The 727-nt window shown below is 37.0% G+C and carries 1 protein-coding gene; it reads right to left on the reverse strand.

Annotated features, from left to right (window positions below):
• Positions 1 to 14: 14 nt before the first annotated feature.
• Positions 15 to 727: IS630 family transposase (locus Q0954_RS34200; RefSeq protein WP_299466649.1), on the reverse strand; the 713-nt coding region annotated here is incomplete at its 5' end.

Genomic DNA, 727 nt, shown 5'->3' on the forward strand with positions numbered 1-727 from the left:
TATACTTCAAGCTGTTAGGATTTGTGAAAACTTTGAAATTTTAGAGAGAGCAGTGATTCAAGTTCTGTTTGGTACAATTCATTTGCTTGTTCCAAAGAGGTTTCAATTGCTTTTCTGAAATCATCAAAGTTTTCATAATACTTGGCATATAAACATTTTTTCTTTACCCATTTCCAAAGTCTCTCAATAATATTAAGGTTAGGAGAGTATGGTGGTAAAAAAACTAAATGAATATCAAGTGCTTGTGCAAATTCCTTGACTAACCTACAATGTTGATAGCGAGCGTTATCCAGAATCAGGTATATTGGTTTTTCACCATATTCCTGCCTGAGTTGATCTAAGAATGAGATCATTGTTTCGGCGTTCACTTGAGTAATGTTTGTCATAAAAGATACTTTCTTACTGATGGCATTTACAGCACCTACCACATTGAGTCGTTTACGACCCGGACTACTTTTGATAAAAAGTCGTTTAAAAGACCATAAAAACGATAAAAACACCCCCATTACACAATGCATAGCGTCACCAAATAAAAGTGTGATTTCTCCAGATTTGGCTTTCTCACGAAGAGGCTCAAAAACATTCGTTTTCCAGATAGCTTGTGCTTCTGGACAAGCCTTACTAGGTATTTGCGCTGTTTTTTGATACTTCATGCCTACCTTGTGCATCCAGACTCGTACCCGACTGGGGCTTTTCTTTATACCTGTCAGTTCCTCAACCTTGGCAA

It is taken from the genome of uncultured Microscilla sp. (assembly GCF_947493425.1).
Lineage (GTDB): Bacteria > Bacteroidota > Bacteroidia > Cytophagales > Microscillaceae > Microscilla.